At 57.8% G+C, this 18054-nt stretch carries 13 protein-coding genes; 6 read left to right on the top strand and 7 right to left on the bottom strand.

Annotated elements, in window-relative coordinates:
- Nucleotides 1-100: 100 nt before the first annotated feature.
- From dnaK to radC, 3 genes are all read left to right on the top strand, one after another.
- Nucleotides 101-2017, top strand: coding sequence for a molecular chaperone DnaK (dnaK, locus tag MK745_RS11820; protein WP_243613503.1), 1917 nt, complete (start codon nucleotides 101-103; stop codon nucleotides 2015-2017).
- A gap of 78 nt (nucleotides 2018-2095) precedes the next feature.
- Entirely contained in the window at nucleotides 2096-3244 is a 1149-nt protein-coding gene (dnaJ, locus tag MK745_RS11815) for a molecular chaperone DnaJ (RefSeq protein ID WP_243613502.1), read from the top strand.
- Nucleotides 3245-3449: 205 nt separating this feature from the next.
- A complete protein-coding gene (gene radC / locus MK745_RS11810; protein WP_243613501.1) occupies nucleotides 3450-4214 on the top strand; it encodes a RadC family protein in 765 nt (254 codons plus the stop codon).
- Here the strand turns inward: radC and MK745_RS11805 are convergent.
- The 3 genes from MK745_RS11805 to secA form a co-directional block, all read right to left on the bottom strand.
- Nucleotides 4211-5770 (bottom strand): phosphate ABC transporter substrate-binding/OmpA family protein, encoded by a 1560-nt coding sequence (locus tag MK745_RS11805; RefSeq protein WP_243613500.1) that lies wholly within the window; start codon nucleotides 5768-5770, stop codon nucleotides 4211-4213. The genes radC and MK745_RS11805 overlap by 4 nt on opposite strands.
- Before the next feature lie 22 nt (nucleotides 5771-5792).
- On the bottom strand, nucleotides 5793-6800 hold the full coding sequence (locus MK745_RS11800) for a translocase (protein WP_243613499.1): 1008 nt from the start codon (nucleotides 6798-6800) through the stop codon (nucleotides 5793-5795).
- Between the two features lie 96 nt (nucleotides 6801-6896).
- Nucleotides 6897-9590 (bottom strand): preprotein translocase subunit SecA, encoded by a 2694-nt coding sequence (gene secA, locus MK745_RS11795; protein ID WP_243613498.1) that lies wholly within the window; start codon nucleotides 9588-9590, stop codon nucleotides 6897-6899.
- A 171-nt stretch (nucleotides 9591-9761) separates the two neighbouring features.
- On the opposite strand from secA, the gene MK745_RS11790 reads away from it, so the two are divergent.
- The 3 genes from MK745_RS11790 to MK745_RS11780 are packed head-to-tail and all read left to right on the top strand — an operon-like array spanning nucleotide 9762 to nucleotide 12262.
- On the top strand, nucleotides 9762-10631 hold the full coding sequence (locus MK745_RS11790) for a peptidylprolyl isomerase (protein WP_243613497.1): 870 nt from the start codon (nucleotides 9762-9764) through the stop codon (nucleotides 10629-10631).
- Between the two features lie 3 nt (nucleotides 10632-10634).
- Nucleotides 10635-11864 (top strand): bifunctional glutamate N-acetyltransferase/amino-acid acetyltransferase ArgJ, encoded by a 1230-nt coding sequence (argJ, locus tag MK745_RS11785; protein WP_243613496.1) that lies wholly within the window; start codon nucleotides 10635-10637, stop codon nucleotides 11862-11864.
- Complete coding sequence (locus tag MK745_RS11780) at nucleotides 11861-12262, top strand: (deoxy)nucleoside triphosphate pyrophosphohydrolase (RefSeq protein ID WP_243613495.1); 402 nt, start codon at nucleotides 11861-11863, stop codon at nucleotides 12260-12262. The genes argJ and MK745_RS11780 overlap by 4 nt, the downstream gene beginning before the upstream one ends.
- 379 nt (nucleotides 12263-12641) lie before the next feature.
- Here the strand turns inward: MK745_RS11780 and infB are convergent, their stop codons facing one another.
- From infB to rimP, 4 genes are read right to left on the bottom strand one after another with little or no spacing between them, the layout of a single operon-like run.
- Entirely contained in the window at nucleotides 12642-15146 is a 2505-nt protein-coding gene (gene infB, locus MK745_RS11775; protein WP_243613494.1) for a translation initiation factor IF-2, read from the bottom strand.
- Complete coding sequence (locus MK745_RS11770; RefSeq protein ID WP_243613493.1) at nucleotides 15143-15775, bottom strand: RNA-binding protein; 633 nt, start codon at nucleotides 15773-15775, stop codon at nucleotides 15143-15145. The genes infB and MK745_RS11770 overlap by 4 nt, the downstream gene beginning before the upstream one ends.
- Nucleotides 15776-15797: 22 nt before the next feature.
- The gene (nusA, locus tag MK745_RS11765) at nucleotides 15798-17417 is read right to left on the bottom strand and encodes a transcription termination factor NusA (protein ID WP_243613492.1); all 1620 of its coding nucleotides are present in this window, start codon (nucleotides 17415-17417) and stop codon (nucleotides 15798-15800) included.
- Nucleotides 17418-17419: 2 nt separating this feature from the next.
- Nucleotides 17420-18004: a ribosome maturation factor RimP gene (rimP, locus tag MK745_RS11760; RefSeq protein WP_243613491.1), complete on the bottom strand. Its 585-nt coding sequence runs from the start codon at nucleotides 18002-18004 to the stop codon at nucleotides 17420-17422.
- Nucleotides 18005-18054 lie beyond the last annotated feature (50 nt).

Genomic DNA, 18054 nt, shown 5'->3' with positions numbered 1-18054 from the left:
AAGCGCGGCTGACGAGTGTCGGTCGCAATCGGAATCGGGGCCCGGATGCCATAACGGGTTCGCGTCCCGGAACATCGCCTTAATTGAGAAGGGATATAAAATGGGTAAAGTTATCGGTATCGACCTCGGTACGACCAACTCCTGTGTTGCCATCATGGACGGCGCACAAGCCAAAGTAATCGAAAACTCCGAAGGCACGCGCACGACCCCGTCGATCGTCGCCTTCACGGATGACGAGCGCCTCGTCGGCCAGCCGGCCAAGCGTCAGGCCGTCACCAACCCGGAAAACACCGTCTTTGGTGTCAAACGCCTGATCGGTCGCCGTTACGACGACGCTGACCTCGCCAAAGACCTCAAGAACATGCCGTTCAACGTCATCAATGGCGGCAACGGCGACGCATGGGTCGAAGCCAAGGGTGAGAAATACTCCCCGTCGCAAATCTCGGCCTTCATCCTCGGCAAGATGAAAGAGACCGCCGAAAGCTATCTCGGCGAAGAAGTGACGCAGGCCGTCATCACCGTCCCCGCTTACTTCAACGACGCCCAGCGTCAGGCGACCAAGGACGCTGGCAAGATCGCTGGTCTCGAAGTGCTGCGGATCATCAACGAACCGACCGCGGCCGCACTGGCCTATGGTCTCGACAAGGAAGAAACCCACACCATCGCGGTCTATGACCTTGGCGGCGGTACTTTCGACGTGACCATCCTCGAGATCGACGATGGCCTGTTCGAAGTGAAATCGACCAACGGCGATACCTTCCTTGGCGGTGAAGACTTTGACATGCGCATCGTCAACTACCTCGCCGACGAGTTCAAGAAAGAGCACGGCGTTGACCTGACCAAGGACAAGATGGCCCTCCAGCGTCTCAAGGAAGCCGCCGAGAAAGCCAAGATCGAGCTCTCCTCCTCGAGCCAGACCGAGATCAACCAGCCGTTCATCTCGATGGACCCGAACGGCGGCCAGCCGCTGCACATGGTCATGAAACTGACCCGTGCCAAGCTTGAATCGCTGGTCGGCGACCTGATTAAGGCATCGCTCAAACCGTGCCAGGCCGCTCTCAAGGACGCCGGCCTCTCGGCCAACGAGATCGACGAAGTCGTGCTCGTCGGCGGTATGACCCGTATGCCCCGCGTGGTCGAGGAAGTGACCAAGTTCTTCGGCAAAGAGCCGCACAAGGGCGTGAACCCGGACGAAGTTGTCGCCATGGGCGCCGCCATTCAGGCCGGTGTTCTTCAGGGTGACGTCAAGGACGTCGTTCTGCTCGACGTGACCCCGCTCTCGCTCGGCATCGAAACGCTCGGCGGTGTCTTCACCCGCCTGATCGACCGCAACACCACGATCCCGACCAAAAAGTCGCAGATCTTCTCGACCGCCGAAGACAACCAGTCGGCCGTGACCATCCGTGTCTTCCAGGGCGAGCGTGAAATGGCCGCCGACAACAAGATCCTCGGTCAGTTCAACCTCGAGAACATCCCGCCGGCCCCGCGCGGCCTGCCGCAGATCGAAGTGACCTTCGACATCGACGCCAACGGCATCGTGTCTGTCGGCGCTATGGACAAGGGCACCGGCAAGGAACAGAAGATCACGATCCAGGCCTCCGGTGGTCTCTCGGACGAGGACATCGAGAAGATGGTTCAGGACGCCGAGGCCAACGCCGAAGCGGACAAGGAACGCAAGGATCTCGTCGAGGCGCGCAACCAGGCCGAAAGCCTCATCCACTCGACCGAGAAGTCGATGGAAGAGCATTCGGACAAGGTCGACCCGACCACCATCGAAGCGATCGAACTGGCCATTTCCGCACTCAAGGACGACCTCGAGAAGGACGACGCCTCCGCCGACAAGATCAAAGGTGGCATCCAGAACGTGACCGAGGCCGCAATGAAGCTTGGTGAAGCCATCTACAAGGCAAGCCAGGACGAAGGCGCGGGTGAGCCGGACGCGGCGGATATGGGTCCGGGCGACGACGACATCGTCGATGCCGACTTTGAGGACCTCGACGACGACAAGCGCAGCTAAGAGGCGCCATCGGAACTGAAACCAGGGCCGGTCCGCTCGCCGGATCGGCCCTTTTCATTCCGGCCAAAGGAGTAACCCATGGCAAAACGTGACTTCTACGAGGTGCTTGGCGTCGGCAAGGGGGCTTCCGCGGACGAGATCAAGAAGGCCTATCGCAAGAAGGCCAAAGAGTTTCACCCGGACCGCAATGCGGACAATCCCGAGGCTGAGACTCAGTTCAAAGAAGCGAACGAGGCCTACGAAGTCCTCAAGGACGCCGAGAAGAAAGCAGCCTATGACCGTTTCGGCCACGCCGCCTTCGAAGGCGGCATGGGCGGCGGTGGCGGCCCGCGCGGTGGCCATCCCGGTCAGGGCGATTTCGCCTCGGCCTTCTCGGATGTGTTCGACGATCTTTTTGGTGACTTCATGGGCGGACGCGGCGGCGGTGGCCGTCAGCGCGCCGCTCGAGGCGCTGATCTGCGCTATAACCTGCGCGTTACCCTCGAAGAGGCCTTTTCCGGCCTCCAGAAGACAATCAACGTCCCGACCTCCGTGCCCTGCGATGCCTGCGAAGGCACAGGCGCCGAAGGCGGCGCAGAGCCAACCACCTGCCCGACATGCTCCGGCATGGGCAAGGTGCGTGCACAACAGGGCTTCTTCACGGTCGAGCGCACCTGCCCGACATGTTCCGGCCTCGGCCAGATCATCAAGAACCCCTGCAAATCCTGTGCTGGCCAAGGCCGCATCGAGAAAGATCGCGCGCTTTCGGTCAACATCCCCGCCGGTGTCGAAACCGGTACCCGCATTCGCCTCGCTGGCGAAGGCGAGGCCGGGATGCGTGGCGGGCCGTCTGGCGATCTCTACATCTTCATTGAGGTCTCCAAACACGCGCTCTTTGAACGCGAAGGCAACAACCTCTTCTGCCGTGTGCCCGTGTCGATGACCTCGGCCGCGCTTGGTGGCGATATCGAGGTGCCGACGATCGACGGTGGCCGCTCGCGGGTCAAGATCCCTGCCGGGTCGCAATCCGGTCGCCAGATGCGCCTGCGCAGCAAGGGCATGCCCGCGCTGCGCGGTGGTGGAGCCGGCGATATGTTCATCGAGCTGGCTGTCGAAACGCCGGTCAACCTCACCAGCCGCCAGAAAGAGCTTCTACGCGAGTTCGAGGATCTCTCGGAAGAGAACAACCCCGAGAGCAGCAGCTTCTTCAAATCGGTGAAGAACTTCTGGGATTCGATGAAGGGCTGACCGGCCCTACATCACCCAATCGAAAGGGCGTCCTTCGGGGCGCCCTTTTCTTTTGCCCGGCGTCCAAAGGTTAACAAATGGACGGTGAGTGAAATCCGCACATATGCAATACCGACGTAATACCGACGTGATACCGACATAAGATTTTGGCGTTAACTTCTGTTCGGTTAACCCTTCTTCAACCATGTTTCACGACCCTTGAAACATGTCTGATCCGCGTGCTTTTGCTGAGGTGCCCTTGCCGCTTTTCCCCTCTGACGAGGCGGCGGAGACGGCCCCTTTGCCTGCGGGAAAGCTGCCTTCCTACATCGCCGATCACCGCAAGCGCCTGCGCGCCCGCTTCCTATCGGGCGGGGCCAATGCCCTCCCGGACTACGAGCTTCTCGAGCTTGTCCTGTTCCGCGCCATCCCGCGCCAGGATGTCAAACCGCTTGCGCATAAACTCTTGGAAACATTCGGAGACTTCAACAGCGTCCTTTCCGCACCCCCGGCCCGCCTTCGGGAGGTAAAGGGCGTCGGAGAGGCCGTGCTTTGCGAGTTGAAGATCGTCGAGGCCGCCGCTCACCGCCTCGCCCGTGCCCGCGTCATGCAGCGTCGGGTCTTGTCGAGTTGGGATGCTCTGCTTGACTATTGCCGCACCACCATGGCGCACCGCGAGGTCGAACAATTCCGCGTGCTCTACCTCGACACGAAGAATACCCTTATCGCCGACGAGGAGCAGGCACGCGGCACCGTGAACCATGTCCCCGTCTACCCCCGCGAGATCCTTAAACGCGCTCTCGAGATCGGCGCCACAGCCTTGATTTTAGTGCATAATCATCCATCTGGAGATCCAACCCCTTCGTCCTCCGATCTCTCGATGACCGAGCAGATCCGAACAGGCGCCGAAGCCTTGGGGCTCGTTCTACACGACCACCTTATCATCGGGAAATCCGCCGAGCTAAGCTTCCGCGCCTCGGGTTATCTCTAGCGGACCCAGATCTCGACGCGCCGGTTAACCTGTCGCCCCCAAGCGCTATCGTCACAGGCCATGGGCAGCGCCTCGCCAAACGCCATAACCTCGATCGTCACTTGCTCAAGGTTTGCAGTCTCCGCGGCGGCAACGACGGCCTGCTTAACGATTTCTGCACGCTTTCGTGCAATGCTCATGTTTCCAGGAGCTGGTCCAACGCCGTCGCTAAACCCGACAAACGCGATCTTGCGCCCGTCATAGATGCCCGCTTCGATCGCTCGGGCAAGTTGTTGCACGTTCGACCGCGACTGCGCGTCGAGCTTTGTTTCGCCTGTCTGAAACCGGAAGGAGGTCGTCAGGCGTTTCATCGGTGCGAGACGCTTTGTCATGCGCTGCAGGCCTTCGAGCGGAAGCTCGTCTCCCGCAACGGATATCGCGTTAACGAACCTGTCACCCTGAAGATCGACGGGGATTTCCTCTGGCGCCTGATCAACGAAACCCGCGCGCCGGATCACGACTTGCGCAGATGGGCTTCTTGTATACGCAAGGAACTCTCGCGCGATCTTCGGCAACCGCCGCGCAGGAAAATAAAGGAACATCGGCGCGGTTAGCGGGTAGTCTTCGGTCTTGAGGGTGCGGCGCGACGCAGCCAACGCGAACCCACATGTCCCCCGAAGCACGATCGTCTGCGCATTCCCTGTCTCTGAAAACGGTGCGATGCCAATAGCAAACGGATCCCGGATTACAGAAGCCACCAAGGATTCGTTCCGGTCATGGCGCTGCACATCGTCACTGATTTCTCGTCTGGACGGCGCCATGAGTTGATCTTCCACGGCCTGCGCTAACCCGGTTTTCTCATCAAGAAGATGCAGCCCAATAGGGGCATCCGGCCCGCCCAGATCGACCCAGTTATCAATCTGTCCCGCGAATACCTGCGAAAGCTGCTGCGGCGACAATGCCCGTACCGGATTCCCCGGCGAGACCACAGCGACAAGCCCATCAAGCGAAAGAACCCGGCTCCGGTTTGTCTCTGTCATGTCTCCAAGCCCGGCATCATAGCCGCGCCGCGCCTCATCCTTCCGAATCTCTCGCAACGACATCGCGATATCCGCCTCATTTGCGAGAAGGTCTGCAAAGCCTTCATCAGAACTGCTCGCATGGAAATGAAACCGGGCGAGCTTTCGATCTGTCTTGCCGTCAGAAAGATGATAGGTGAACCGCCTGTCGCCAAGCGCCTCGCGCGTGACGTCATATCCATGCCGTAGCGAAAAAGCCTCGATCAGCGCAGGCATAAGCACCTCCGCCATAGAGGATGCCCCGGAGACAGACACATCAGCGATATAATGCAACAAGCTCGGGCAGGCAGGCCCATCACAAAGCACTCCCGAGCCATCCACTGTCAACTCACCATAGATCGTCTCGACCCGGTAGAACTCACCATCAAAACCAAGAAGCGTTCCCGTGATCTCGACCTCACCGTCGCGGGACGTCAGGGTAACGTCCTGTGCGAACGCAGGAAGCGTATGGCTAAACAGGAAAAGTGCGGCAAACACTGCCGCACACCACTTGTACATTTGATCGACCTTGTTGCCTGCCTTACTTGCTGGCGATCTTCAGGTCTTGGAGCAGGTTTTTCAACACCAGAAGTTCACCCACCGCATCGCATTCCGGCATTTCGACGCTCAATTGATGGGTCACGGCCGGCTCTGATCGGCGGACTTCTATAGATCCTGCGGAAATCTGTCGCCCGCAATTTGCCTGGCTGACATCTGCCTCCACACTCAGGGCAACTTCACCCGCCTTTTTCGCGGATCCGGTCGGAAAGGTGTAGACCTCTGCAAGAAGCGGCTCTGGTAAATCTGCGTTCCCAAGCCGGACAAGGAACCCCTTGTTACCCTCGACAATCGCCGTCACGTCGCGCCGCGCCTCTCTCCAGACATGTCCTGCGCTTTCGTACTCTGCACCGTATTCCCGCGCATGAAGCGCCAGGCCCGTGTCCCCCTGCCATTGAACGGCAACGCGGTCATAAAACTGAAGCGACGGGACATCCGCCTTGGCAACGGCGCCGTCTCCGTTGGTCAGGACCGCAACAAATGTGGCGCTTTCGGTCAGGGCAGGCACATCCACGCGGAGGCTGCCATCCGGACCAATCGTATCGGCGAACTTGAGATCACCATGGTGCACAACAACCCGCTCACCGGTCAGGCAGGGGGCCGTCAGTTGTAGCGCGACAAGGGCAGCCGGGAGTGGCTCGGCGGTCAGCGACACGTCACATGCGAGGTTCGGAGTCGCGACCTCCTCAGGCATATCGCTCACGGGTGCATCGCTTGAAACGATGAGCGCGACTGTCTTGTGAGACAAGCTCTCATCAAAGCTGACTTCGCGCGGAAGTGCCGGAAGCCCACCGATCTGGACGGTCTCCGAGGTGGCATTGGGTAAGCTCGCCTCGATCACGTTGCCCACCAGGCTGATACCAGGTTCAGGCAGTTGGTGGCCTGCGTATCCAGGTTCGCTCGACTGCATCAAGAACCCGATAGACGCCGCACAAGAAAGCGTTGCACCTGCAAGGGCATACCGACGATACACATTGATTTTTCTTACCATACTACACTCCTGACTCGCGCTGCCCCAAAAGTGTGATGCCAAAAGAAAAGGGCGCTCATAAGGCGCCCTCTTGAAGTTTGTTTGTTGCAGCGCTCTCTACACGAGACGCCCGTGGCAGTGCTTGAACTTCTTGCCAGATCCACAGGGGCATGCCTCGTTCCGTCCCGGATTCCCCCACGTCGAAGGATCGGCCTCATCGAACCCCTCTTTGGCAACACCCTCGGACGGCTGTGCTTGAGGATTCGCAGCCTTCTCAATCTCTGCACGCTGTTCCGCCATTTCCTGTGCGAGCTGCTGTTGCTCTTCTTCGGTCATAGGACGGATGTGCGCGAGGGTCTTGGTGACTTCTTCGCGAAGACTGTCGAGCATGCTTTCAAAAAGCTGAAACGCTTCGTTCTTGTACTCGTTGAGAGGATCGCGCTGTGCATAACCCCGGAATCCGACAACAGAGCGGAGATGCTCAAGCGTCAGGAGGTGTTCGCGCCATTTTGTATCGATCGTCTGAAGAAGAACCTGCTTCTCGATCATGCGCATCGCCTCGGGTCCGAAGTGCACGGCTTTTTGCGCCATCATCTCATCCGACGCTTTCTCGAGACGCTCGATGATATCTTCATCATCGACACCTTCTTCATGTGCCCAATCTGCGACTGGCGCATCCAGACCAAGGATCTCGATGCTGTCTTGCTTCAACCCATCGACGTCCCATTGTTCTGCGTAGGACTTGGGCGGCATGTGATACTCAACCCGGTCTGCGATGACTTCATAGCGCATATCGCGCGCGATCTCTGAAAGGTCTTCAGCTTCCATGATATCACGGCGCTGACCGAAGATAACTTTCCGCTGATCGTTCATCACATCATCGAACTTCAGAAGCTGCTTACGAATATCGAAGTTGCGACCCTCGACCTTTGCCTGCGCGCGCTCGAGGGATTTGTTGACCCACGGGTGCACGATGGCCTCGCCTTCCTTCATTCCGAGCGATGAGAGGACCTTGTCGAGACGTTCCGACCCAAAGATACGCATCAGATCATCCTCGAGCGACAGGAAGAATGCCGAACGACCCGGGTCACCCTGACGACCGGAACGACCACGCAACTGGTTGTCAATCCTGCGGCTTTCGTGGCGCTCTGTTGCAAGAACAAAGAGGCCGCCCGCATCCTTGACCGCCTGTTCGTCGGCTTCATGCTCTGCCTCGATGCGCGCACGGATTTCATCCGGATGCGCCTCGGGTTCTGCCGCGATGGCTTCCATGATCTTAAACTCGACATTGCCGCCAAGTTTGATGTCGGTCCCACGACCGGCCATGTTCGTCGCAATCGTGACGGCGCCGAGTTTGCCCGCATCTGCAACGATCTGAGCTTCTTGCTCATGCTGCCGCGCGTTCAGGACGTTGTGCTTAACCCCTGCCTGCGTAAGCATGTCAGACAGAACTTCGGACTTCTCGATTGATGTCGTACCCACGAGGATCGGCTGTCCCTTTTCATGGGCTACTTTAATCTCTTCGACAATCGCCTCAAACTTCTCGCGCGCCGTGCGATAGACGGCATCATCTTCGTCGATACGCGAAATCGGACGGTTGGTCGGAACTTCGACGACACCAAGGCCGTAGATTTCCATGAATTCTTCGGCTTCTGTCGCGGCCGTACCGGTCATGCCGCCAAGCTTGTTATAGAGGCGGAAATAGTTCTGGAACGTCACCTGTGCGAGAGTGACGTTCTCGGGTTGTATCTCGCAGCCTTCCTTGGCTTCGATCGCCTGATGAAGCCCCTCAGAAAGGCGGCGCCCTGCCATCATACGTCCGGTGAATTCGTCAATGAGAACGACGCTGCCATCACGGACGATATAATCCTTGTCCCGCGCAAAGAGCTTGTGCGCGCGCAAACCTTGGTTGACATGGTGCACGACCGTCGTGCTTTCCGGATCGTAGAGAGATTGCTCTTCGGGAAGGACGCCGTTCTCGTGCAACAGCGCTTCAAGGTAGTCGTTGCCTTCATCTGTAAACGTCACCTGACGGGTTTTCTCATCAATCGTGAAATGCTCTTCCGACAACTGCGGAATCAGCGCATCGATCGCCATGTAGAGGTCGGTGCGGTCTTGGGCCGGGCCCGAGATGATGAGCGGAGTCCGCGCTTCATCGATCAGGATCGAGTCGACCTCATCGACAACCGCGTAGTTGTGGCCGCGCTGGGACAGTTCGCTTAGGTCGCTCCGCATGTTGTCGCGCAGGTAGTCAAAGCCAAGCTCGTTGTTCGTCGCATAGGTGATGTCGCAGGCATAAGCCTCACGTTTCTCTTTGGGATCTTGCTGTGGGTAGATGACCCCGGTCGTCATACCGAGTGCGCCATAGACCTTGCTCATCCATTCCGCATCACGCCGCGCGAGGTAGTCGTTGACGGTAACGATATGAACGCCCTCACCAGTCAGCGCATTGAGATACGCTGGGAATGTCGCGACGAGGGTCTTACCCTCACCGGTCTTCATCTCGGAGATATTCCCCTGATGCAGAAATATGCCGCCCATAAGCTGTACATCGAAGGCGCGAAGACCCAAGGCGCGCTTGGCGGCCTCGCGGCAATTCGCAAATGCTTCGGGAAGCAAGGCATCCAGCTTTTCCCCGCCCTTGGCGCGCTCCGAAAGTTCGCGCGTCTTGGCGATGATCTCTTCATCCGAGAGTTTCTCAAATTCAGGCTCGAGCGCGTTGATCTTGTCGACGAGAGGGCGGGTTGCCTTGATCTTGCGGTCATTCGGTGTTCCGAACACCTTCTTGGCAAGTTTTCCGATACCCAGCATATGCGTTTGTCCTTCGTTGACACAATCTTGCGAGGGACCCGCTTGCCCGTTCAGCGCACTACACCTACAAACGGAAAAGAGCCGGTTCACCCAAGCCTCCAAGCGATGTAAGGGGCGGGCGAAACAGTGTCAACGTCGCCAACCCGCGCGACACCAAACAAGGACCACAGGATGTCAAAACACGTGAAAATCATGCGCTCAACAGCGATGGCGCTTATGCTTGCAGTGCCTGCCGCCGTTGTTGCCGAGCCGACATCCGATACCGTCGTTGCGACAGTCAATGATACCGAGATCACTCTGGGCCATATGATCGTCGTGCGCGAGAACCTGCCCGAGCAGTATCAATCCTTGCCTGATGATGTTCTCTTCAAGGGTATTCTGGACCAGGTCATCCAACAAACCCTTCTGGCGCAGTCTCTCGATGGCCCTGAGCCGAGGAAAGTCACACTCGCTCTTGAGAACCAGAAGCGGCTACTTCTCGCAGACGCGGCGATCAATGCCGCGCTGCAAGAGGGCGTCGAAGCAGACGCCATGCAGGAGCGATATCAAGAAAAGTATGTCGAGAATTTCGAGGGCGCCGCGGAGTTCAATGCTTCTCACATTCTCGTGGAAACCTTGGAAGAAGCAGAAGCAGTGCACGCTGAGCTTCTTGCAGGGGCAGATTTTGCAGAGCTCGCCAAGGAGAAATCGACAGGGCCGTCAGGGCCGTCGGGCGGTGCGCTCGGTTGGTTCGGCGCAGGAGAAATGGTGCCGGCCTTCGAGGACGCCGTCGCCGCCCTTGGCGTTGGCGAAATCTCGGAACCTGTGCAAACCCAGTTCGGTTGGCATATTGTGAAGCTGAACGATCTTCGGACACAAGCAGCGCCGACTTTTGAAGAAGTTCAGGCCGAACTCGTTGCTGAGCTTCAGGAGAAAATCATTGATGCCAAAATTGCAGCTCTGTCCGAGGCTGCAGAAATCGACAAGACGGCTGCGGATGATATCGACCCTGCGGCCCTCAAGGACGCGAGCCTGGTATCCTCCGAGGTTTCTGGAGACTGACACATGGCAAAGATCACACATGTTTCTCCGCTAGCGCCTGCCACCTTCCCGACTCTTCCCGAGATAAAAGGGGCGGATTTTGCCACGGTCGAAGCGGGTATTAAATACGCAGGTCGGAAAGACGTCATGCTTGCACGACTGGCGGCGGGGTCCTCTATTGCCGGCGTCTTCACGAGATCTGCGACTCGTTCTGCCGCTGTGCTTGATTGCCAAGAGAAGATCTCTCTCCAAAGTGATGCGGGTGCAGCGATCATCGTCAATGCAGGGAATGCCAACGCATTCACCGGGCGAAACGGTATTGAGGCGACGAAGGCCGTAACCGGCGCCGTTGCGCAGGCGCTTTCCTTGCCAGAGTCCCGCGTTTTCTCCTCTTCGACCGGCGTCATCGGTGAACCGCTTCCCTTTGAGAAGATCACCAACAAGCTCAGTGAGATGCGTGAGGCGCTCTCACCCGGAAAGATGAAAGACGCCGCAGAAGCCATCCGAACAACCGACACGTTTGCGAAAGCCTCGGCGGCGGAGTTTGAAGTCGACGGACAGGTTGTAAACATCGCCGGGATTGCCAAAGGTTCTGGCATGATCGCGCCAGATATGGCGACAATGCTTGTCTACATCTTTACCGATGCAAAGGTCGAGCAGGCGCTCCTGCAAGAAATACTCTCGGCACTTACTGACCTCACCTTCAACAACATCACAGTTGATAGCGACACATCGACATCTGATACGCTTCTTCTCGGGGCGACGGGTGCGAGCGGTGTTGAGATCAGCAATCGCGAGGGGCCGTTCTATCAGGCCCTTCATCAAGTCATGCTCGATTTGGCGCACCAAGTTGTGCGCGACGGTGAAGGCGCAACAAAGTTCGTCACTGTCAAGGTGACTGGCGCTGAAACGGCAAAGGAAGCGCGCACCCATGCGTTGGCCATCGCCAATTCGCCGCTCGTCAAGACGGCGATCGCGGGAGAGGACCCCAATTGGGGGCGTGTGGTCATGGCGATCGGCAAGTCCGGCGCGTCCGCGGATCGTGATCGGCTTACAATTCGGTTTGGGGATATCCTTGTTGCAGAGAACGGCTGGGTGTCCCCCAACTACATGGAGGCAGACGGCGCGTCTTACATGAAGCAGCAAGACCTCGAGATTTCGGTTGATCTCGGACTTGGCGGTGGAGACGCGACCGTGTGGACCTGCGATCTTACGCATGGCTACATTACGATCAACGCGGACTACCGGTCGTGACGAAGATCATTCTTGTCTCAGCGGTTGCGCTCATCGACGTGGATGGGCGCATTCTTCTCGCTCAACGGCCAGAGGGAAAGTCCATGGCCGGCCTTTGGGAGTTTCCCGGTGGCAAAGTGGAGCCCGGAGAGTCACCTGAAGTCGCGCTTATCCGCGAACTTCAGGAAGAGCTTGGGATCGATACTTGGGAAAGCTGTCTTGCTCCACTAACTTTTGCGTCGCATAGCTATGACGATTTCCATTTGCTCATGCCGCTCTTTGCTTGTCGCAAATGGAAGGGCACGCCGATGTCACGTGAGGGGCAATCCTTAAAATGGGTGCGGCCAGAGAACCTCAGAGATTTCAAGATGCCTCCGGCAGATATCCCCTTGATCCCGATTTTGAGAGACTGGCTATAGGACTGTTCGATGCAAAAATATGCGGTTTGCCATATATTTTACCACAAGTGAGACAAAATCCACTTCTCGGATGTGATTGAACCCGCTAAGTTAACAATGTCCATCGGCCGCTCTTGGTGGTTGGTGAGAAATGAAAACAATCCGATCAAGTCAATCATCGGGGGAGAATTGACATGCTTAGGACGATCACCGTGGGCAGCTGTGTTTCTGTACAAGGAACATTTGTGCGCAAGCTTCCGGGCGGCAAGATCGCTGTGCGCGTAGGCAAGACGGTCTATGCAGGCACACCTATTGCAGCGACTTAAACGCAATAGCTGACACTGCCAAAGAAAAAGGGCGCCTCGCGGCGCCCTTTCTTTTTCGTCTATCCTTTGTCGGATCAGTCCAGCGTCCGCGTGAATTCTTCACGCTCGAAGATCTCGATAACGTCGGCAGGGCGAATATCATCGTAGTTCTCGAACGCCATACCGCATTCCTGACCCGAAATCACTTCGGCGACTTCGTCTTTGAAGCGTTTCAGCGTCTTGAGCGTCCCCTCATGGATCACCACGTTGTCACGCAGCAGCCGCACGCCCGCAGAACGACGCGCAACGCCCTCTGTCACGAGACAGCCAGCGACTTTACCAACATTCGAGACCTTGAAGACCTCTTTGATTTCGGCGTAGCCAATGAATTTCTCACGGATCTCTGCCGAGAGCAGGCCGGACGCAGCCGCTTTCACGTCATCTACGAGATCGTAGATCACTGAATAATAGCGGATCTCGACACCCTTCTGGTTTGCCGAGTTACGCGCCGAGGCGTTCGCACGCACGTTGAAGCCGAAGACCGGTGCACCGGACGCTTCTGCTAGACCGATATCCGTCTCGGTGATCGCACCGACACCAGAATGAAGGACGCGCACGCGAACTTCGTCGTTGCCGATCTTTTCCATCGCTTGAACGATTGCTTCGGCAGAACCCTGCACGTCCGCTTTGACGAGGATCGGCAGTTCAGCGACGTTCTGATCTTCCTTCGCCTTCTGCATGAGTTGCTCAAGGGTCGTCGCTGCGCCTGCTGCGGCACGTTTGTCCTTGGCCACCTGCTCACGGTACTCTGCGATCTCACGAGCTTGCGCTTCGGTTTCGGTCACATTGAGAACATCACCGGCTTCCGGAGTTCCGTTGAGGCCCAGGACCTCTACAGGAACAGACGGTCCAGCTTCTTGGACGCGCTCACCCTTGTCGTTGATCAGGGCGCGAACCTTACCGTACTGCTCACCGACAACGAAGATGTCACCTTGGCGAAGCGTGCCCTTCTGAACGAGGACCGTAGCGACCGGACCACGACCAACGTCGAGCTGCGCTTCGATCACGGCGCCTTGGGCAGCACGATTCGGGTTGGCCTTGAGTTCAAGGATTTCCGCTTGAAGCGCAATCGCCTCGAGCAGCTCATCCATGCCCTGACCGCTAACAGCAGAGACCTCAACATCCTGAACGTCACCTGACATGGCCTCGACGATCACTTCGTGCTGAAGCAACTCGGCGCGCACCTTGCCGGGGTCGGCTTCGGGCTTGTCGATCTTATTGATCGCAACAATCATCGGCACTTCGGCGGCTTTAGCGTGGTTGATCGCCTCAATCGTCTGCGGCATGACCGAGTCATCAGCGGCAACGACGAGCACGACAATATCCGTCACCTGCGCACCGCGTGAACGCATCGAGGTAAACGCAGCGTGGCCCGGCGTGTCGAGGAAGGTCAGGATATCCCCGCCTTTGCTCTTCACCTGATAGGCACCGATGTGCTGCGTGATACCGCCTGCTTCTCCGCCAGTCACGTTTGCATCGCGGATGGCGTCCAGCAGCGAGGTCTTGCCGTGGTCAACGTGACCCATGATGGTAATGACCGGGGGACGCGGCAGGAGATCGGCGTCTGAATCTTCTACGTCCGCGATTACCTCTTCCACATCAGCATCGGAAACGCGCACAACCTTGTGGCCGAACTCTTCGATGATGAGTTCAGCGGTATCCGCATCGATCGACTGGTTCTGAGTGACCATCATGCCCATTTTCATGAGCTCTTTGACGACATCAGCGACACGTTCAGCCATACGGTTTGCAAGCTCGGAGACCACGATGGTTTCCGGCAGCTGAACGTCTCGGATCACCTTCTCGCGCTCAACCGGGCCGCCCATAGCCTTCTGACGTGCGCGCTCTTGCTTCCGCTTCATCGCGGCGAGCGACTTCTGGCGACCACCTTCGCCAGACAATGCCTGGTTCAGAGTGAGTTTGCCAGAACGACGTCCGTCGTCGCGGCCTTTGCCGCGTGCTGGTCTCTGTTCACGATCGCGCTCCTGCTTACGGGGTGCCGCAGCCGGGGCAGGTGTCGTACGACCCGCACCAGGACGACCAGCCGCCTCGGCTTTGGGCTGCGATGCAGCCGCCGCCGCTTCAGCAGCAGCACGCTGAGCGGCTTCTTCCGCTTCGCGCGCTTTGCGCTCTTCTTCTTCGGCCTTGGCGCGTGCACGCTCTTCGGCTTCACGCTGTTCGCGTTCCTTGGCTTCTGCCTCGGCACGGCGACGCTCGCGCTCTTCCGCGCGGGCCTTTTCTTCGGCCTCGCGACGCTCGGCTTCTTCAGTTTCACGGGCTTTGGCGGCCTGAAGTGCCTTCAGGCGACGATCCATCTCCGCATCGGAAATACCCGCCGGGCGGCGCGACGGATCACCCCCAGCTTTCGCCGAAGCTGCTCCGGATTTCGCGGCACCTGGCTTGGGTACAACGACACGCTTGCGCTTGGTTTCAACGACAACATTCTTGGTGCGGCCATGGCTGAAGCTCTGCTTCACATTACCAGGACGCGAACCCGATCCGCGGAGACCAAGAGTTTTCTTTCCGTCACTATCGCTCATCTAGCTGTCTTACCCTTCTGAGCGGCCCCTGCCGCCCCAATTTCGCGTACGCCTTTTAGCCTTTGGGCCTCCTCTACAACACGTAGAGCGAGTCCACCAGACGCAAGCGCCCCATGTATCACAGTTTGTCGCCCAAATGCCAAACCCAATTCATCGGCCTTAAGCCACCCAATATAGGTTCCGCCATAAGGCGTACTCAGTTTCGATTTGCCGCGTCCAGACCCATCCGAAGCCTGAATGAGAACCTCGGCGTAGTCCTTGGCAAGCCAGTCTTTGACTTTCTCGTATCCAGACACAGCGTCACCCGATTTCCGGGCAAGGCTCACGAGATCCACGACACGGCGTGCAAGCTGGGCCTCGACCTGCTGCACCAGATCATCCGGCACCGTCACAGTTTGCTTGGCGGAACGCGCGAACAATCGTTTAGAAACGGCCTTTTCGATCGCCTTACGGTCGGATGACACCCAAATTCCCCGCCCCGGAAGCTTGCCAAGGATATCCGGTACTATTTGTGTGTCTGGCCCGACCACAAAGCGGATCAGCTCCGCCACCGGGCGCACTTCGCCAGTCGCTATGCACTTGCGTTCCGGTCCGTCTATCCGGTCCGCTTTTTGTCCACCACGACCCATTCCGTCAATCCGAAGCCCGAACTCAGGCTTCGGCCTCCTCGGTTTCGGTGACGTCTTCCTCTGCTTCTTCATCTGCAGCGAGTTCGGCCGGATCGACCCAACCCAAGATGATACGAGCAGTCATCACAAAATCCTGTGCCTCTTCCAATGAGAGACCGAAGGGCTCGAGAATGCCATCATCCTTGATACGCTCGCCCTCAGAAGTGGTCCAACCGCCAGCAAGCTCCCAGTCTGCGCAAGTAGCGAAGTCCTCAAGCGTCAGAACGCCGTCCTTGGCCAGTGCTTCAATCATTTGGGGCGTCAGGCCTTCGAATTCAACCAGACTGTCCTCGACACCGAGTGCTCGCGCTGCTTCCAGCGCTTTGCGGTTCTGCTCTTCAATGAAGTCTCGCGCGCGCGCTTGAAGCTCGGCAGCTGTATCTTCGTCGACACCATCAATCACGAGGAGTTCGTCGATCTCGACGTAGGCAACTTCCTCAAGGTTCGAGAAACCTTCGGACACCAGAAGCTGAGCAAAGAACTCGTCAAGATCGAGCGTATCCATGAAGAGCTTAGTACGCTCTTCGAACTCTTTCTGGCGACGCTCGGACTCTTCTGCTTCGGTCATGATGTCGATGTCGAGAGCGGTCAGTTGCGACGCAAGGCGCACGTTCTGACCCCGACGGCCGATGGCGAGCGAAAGCTGCTCGTCAGGCACGACGACTTCGATCTTGCCTGCCTCTTCATCGAGAACCACCTTCGAAACCTCTGCGGGTTGAAGCGCGTTTACAAGGAATGTCGGTTGATCTTCGTTCCAAGGAATGATGTCGATCTTTTCGCCCTGAAGCTCATTTACGACCGCCTGAACACGCGACCCGCGCATACCGACACAGGCACCAACCGGATCGATCGAGCCATCGTAGGAAATCACGGCGATCTTTGCGCGCGAACCCGGATCGCGGGCCACAGCCTTGATCTCGATGATGCCGTCATAGATCTCCGGCACTTCCATCTTGAAGAGCTCAGCCATGAATTCCGGCGCCGTGCGCGACAGGAAGATCTGCGGACCGCGGGTCTCGCGGCGAACATCTTTGATATAGCAACGGATGCGATCGTTCGGACGGTAGCTCTCGCGACCGATCTTTTCATTGCGGCGCAGGATACCTTCGCCGCGGCCGACATCAACGATCACATTGCCATACTCTTCGCGCTTCACGACACCGTTGATAATCGTACCGGCACGATCCTTGAATTCCTCGAACTGGCGATCGCGCTCTGCTTCACGCACTTTCTGAAGAATGACCTGTTTCGCCGATTGCGCCGCGATACGGCCCATTTCAACCGGTGGGACTTCTTCGATGAACTGATCACCGACCTTGGGGTCTTCAAGATACTGCTTCGCCTGATCGACGGTAAACTCGGCCTGATAGTTCTCGAGTTCATCGTCCTCAACAACAGTCCGCACCCGCGTGAAGGTCGCCTTGCCAGTCTTGCGATCAATGCTGACACGAATGTCCATCTCTGCGCCGTAGCGCGACCTGGCGGCGCGGGCGAGCGACTCTTCCATCGCCTCCACGACCAGCGACGGGTCGATCATCTTTTCGCGCGCAACAGCCTCGGCGGTTTGCAAAAGCTCAAGCTGGTTTGCAGAGGTAATCGCCATTCTCAGTCCTCCTCGGAACCGGTTTCGGTTTCAATCTCGTCAAATTGGTCTTCGTTCAGTGTCCCCGCAGCTTTGCGCTGACGGAGCATTTCCTTGATAAGCTCGTCTGTCATTGTGAGCTTGGCATCGGCGAGCCAGTCGAATTGCAATCCGACGGTGACTGTTTCGCCATTCTGCTCGATATTCACGAGCACTTCTTCGCCTTCGACGCCAGCCAGAACACCCTTAAAGCGCTTACGGCCATCGATCAATTCCGCGGTCTCAAGCTTGGCCTCGTAACCCTCAAAGGTATCAAAATCCTTGAGGCGGGTCAGAGGGCGATCGATGCCGGGGCTACCCACCTCGAGCACATACGAGTCGACAAGCGGATCCTCGACGTCAAGCGCTGCGCTAACCGCATTCGAGATATCCGCGCATTCATCGACTTCAATACCGCCATCAGGGCGTTCCGCCATGATCTGTAGCGTCTTGGTATTGCCACCCATGAGACGCAAACGCACGAGTTCGAACCCCATATCATCAATGATCGGGGCGACGATCTCAGCAAGTTTGCGATCAATCGCGGCTTTGGCAATCAGGTCACTCATCGCATCTTCCAAACACAAAAAAACGGGCCAGCGGCCCGTTGCGTTTTCCG

The organism is Shimia aestuarii (assembly GCF_022814865.1).
GTDB classification, from domain to species: Bacteria; Pseudomonadota; Alphaproteobacteria; order Rhodobacterales; family Rhodobacteraceae; genus Shimia; species Shimia aestuarii_A.
Note: the sequence above shows the minus strand (reverse complement) of the source record. Positions and strands in the feature narration are given on the sequence as shown.

Coding starts and splice junctions, on each gene's coding strand:
- argJ (WP_243613496.1), top strand. CDS start 10,635: ATGGCAAAGATCACACATGTTTCTCCGCTAGCGCCTGCCACCTTCCCG.
- MK745_RS11770 (WP_243613493.1), bottom strand. CDS start 15,775: ATGGGTCGTGGTGGACAAAAAGCGGACCGGATAGACGGACCGGAACGC.
- radC (WP_243613501.1), top strand. CDS start 3,450: ATGTCTGATCCGCGTGCTTTTGCTGAGGTGCCCTTGCCGCTTTTCCCC.
- MK745_RS11805 (WP_243613500.1), bottom strand. CDS start 5,770: ATGTACAAGTGGTGTGCGGCAGTGTTTGCCGCACTTTTCCTGTTTAGC.
- MK745_RS11790 (WP_243613497.1), top strand. CDS start 9,762: ATGTCAAAACACGTGAAAATCATGCGCTCAACAGCGATGGCGCTTATG.
- dnaK (WP_243613503.1), top strand. CDS start 101: ATGGGTAAAGTTATCGGTATCGACCTCGGTACGACCAACTCCTGTGTT.
- nusA (WP_243613492.1), bottom strand. CDS start 17,417: ATGGCGATTACCTCTGCAAACCAGCTTGAGCTTTTGCAAACCGCCGAG.
- MK745_RS11800 (WP_243613499.1), bottom strand. CDS start 6,800: ATGGTAAGAAAAATCAATGTGTATCGTCGGTATGCCCTTGCAGGTGCA.
- rimP (WP_243613491.1), bottom strand. CDS start 18,004: ATGAGTGACCTGATTGCCAAAGCCGCGATTGATCGCAAACTTGCTGAG.
- infB (WP_243613494.1), bottom strand. CDS start 15,146: ATGAGCGATAGTGACGGAAAGAAAACTCTTGGTCTCCGCGGATCGGGT.
- secA (WP_243613498.1), bottom strand. CDS start 9,590: ATGCTGGGTATCGGAAAACTTGCCAAGAAGGTGTTCGGAACACCGAAT.
- dnaJ (WP_243613502.1), top strand. CDS start 2,096: ATGGCAAAACGTGACTTCTACGAGGTGCTTGGCGTCGGCAAGGGGGCT.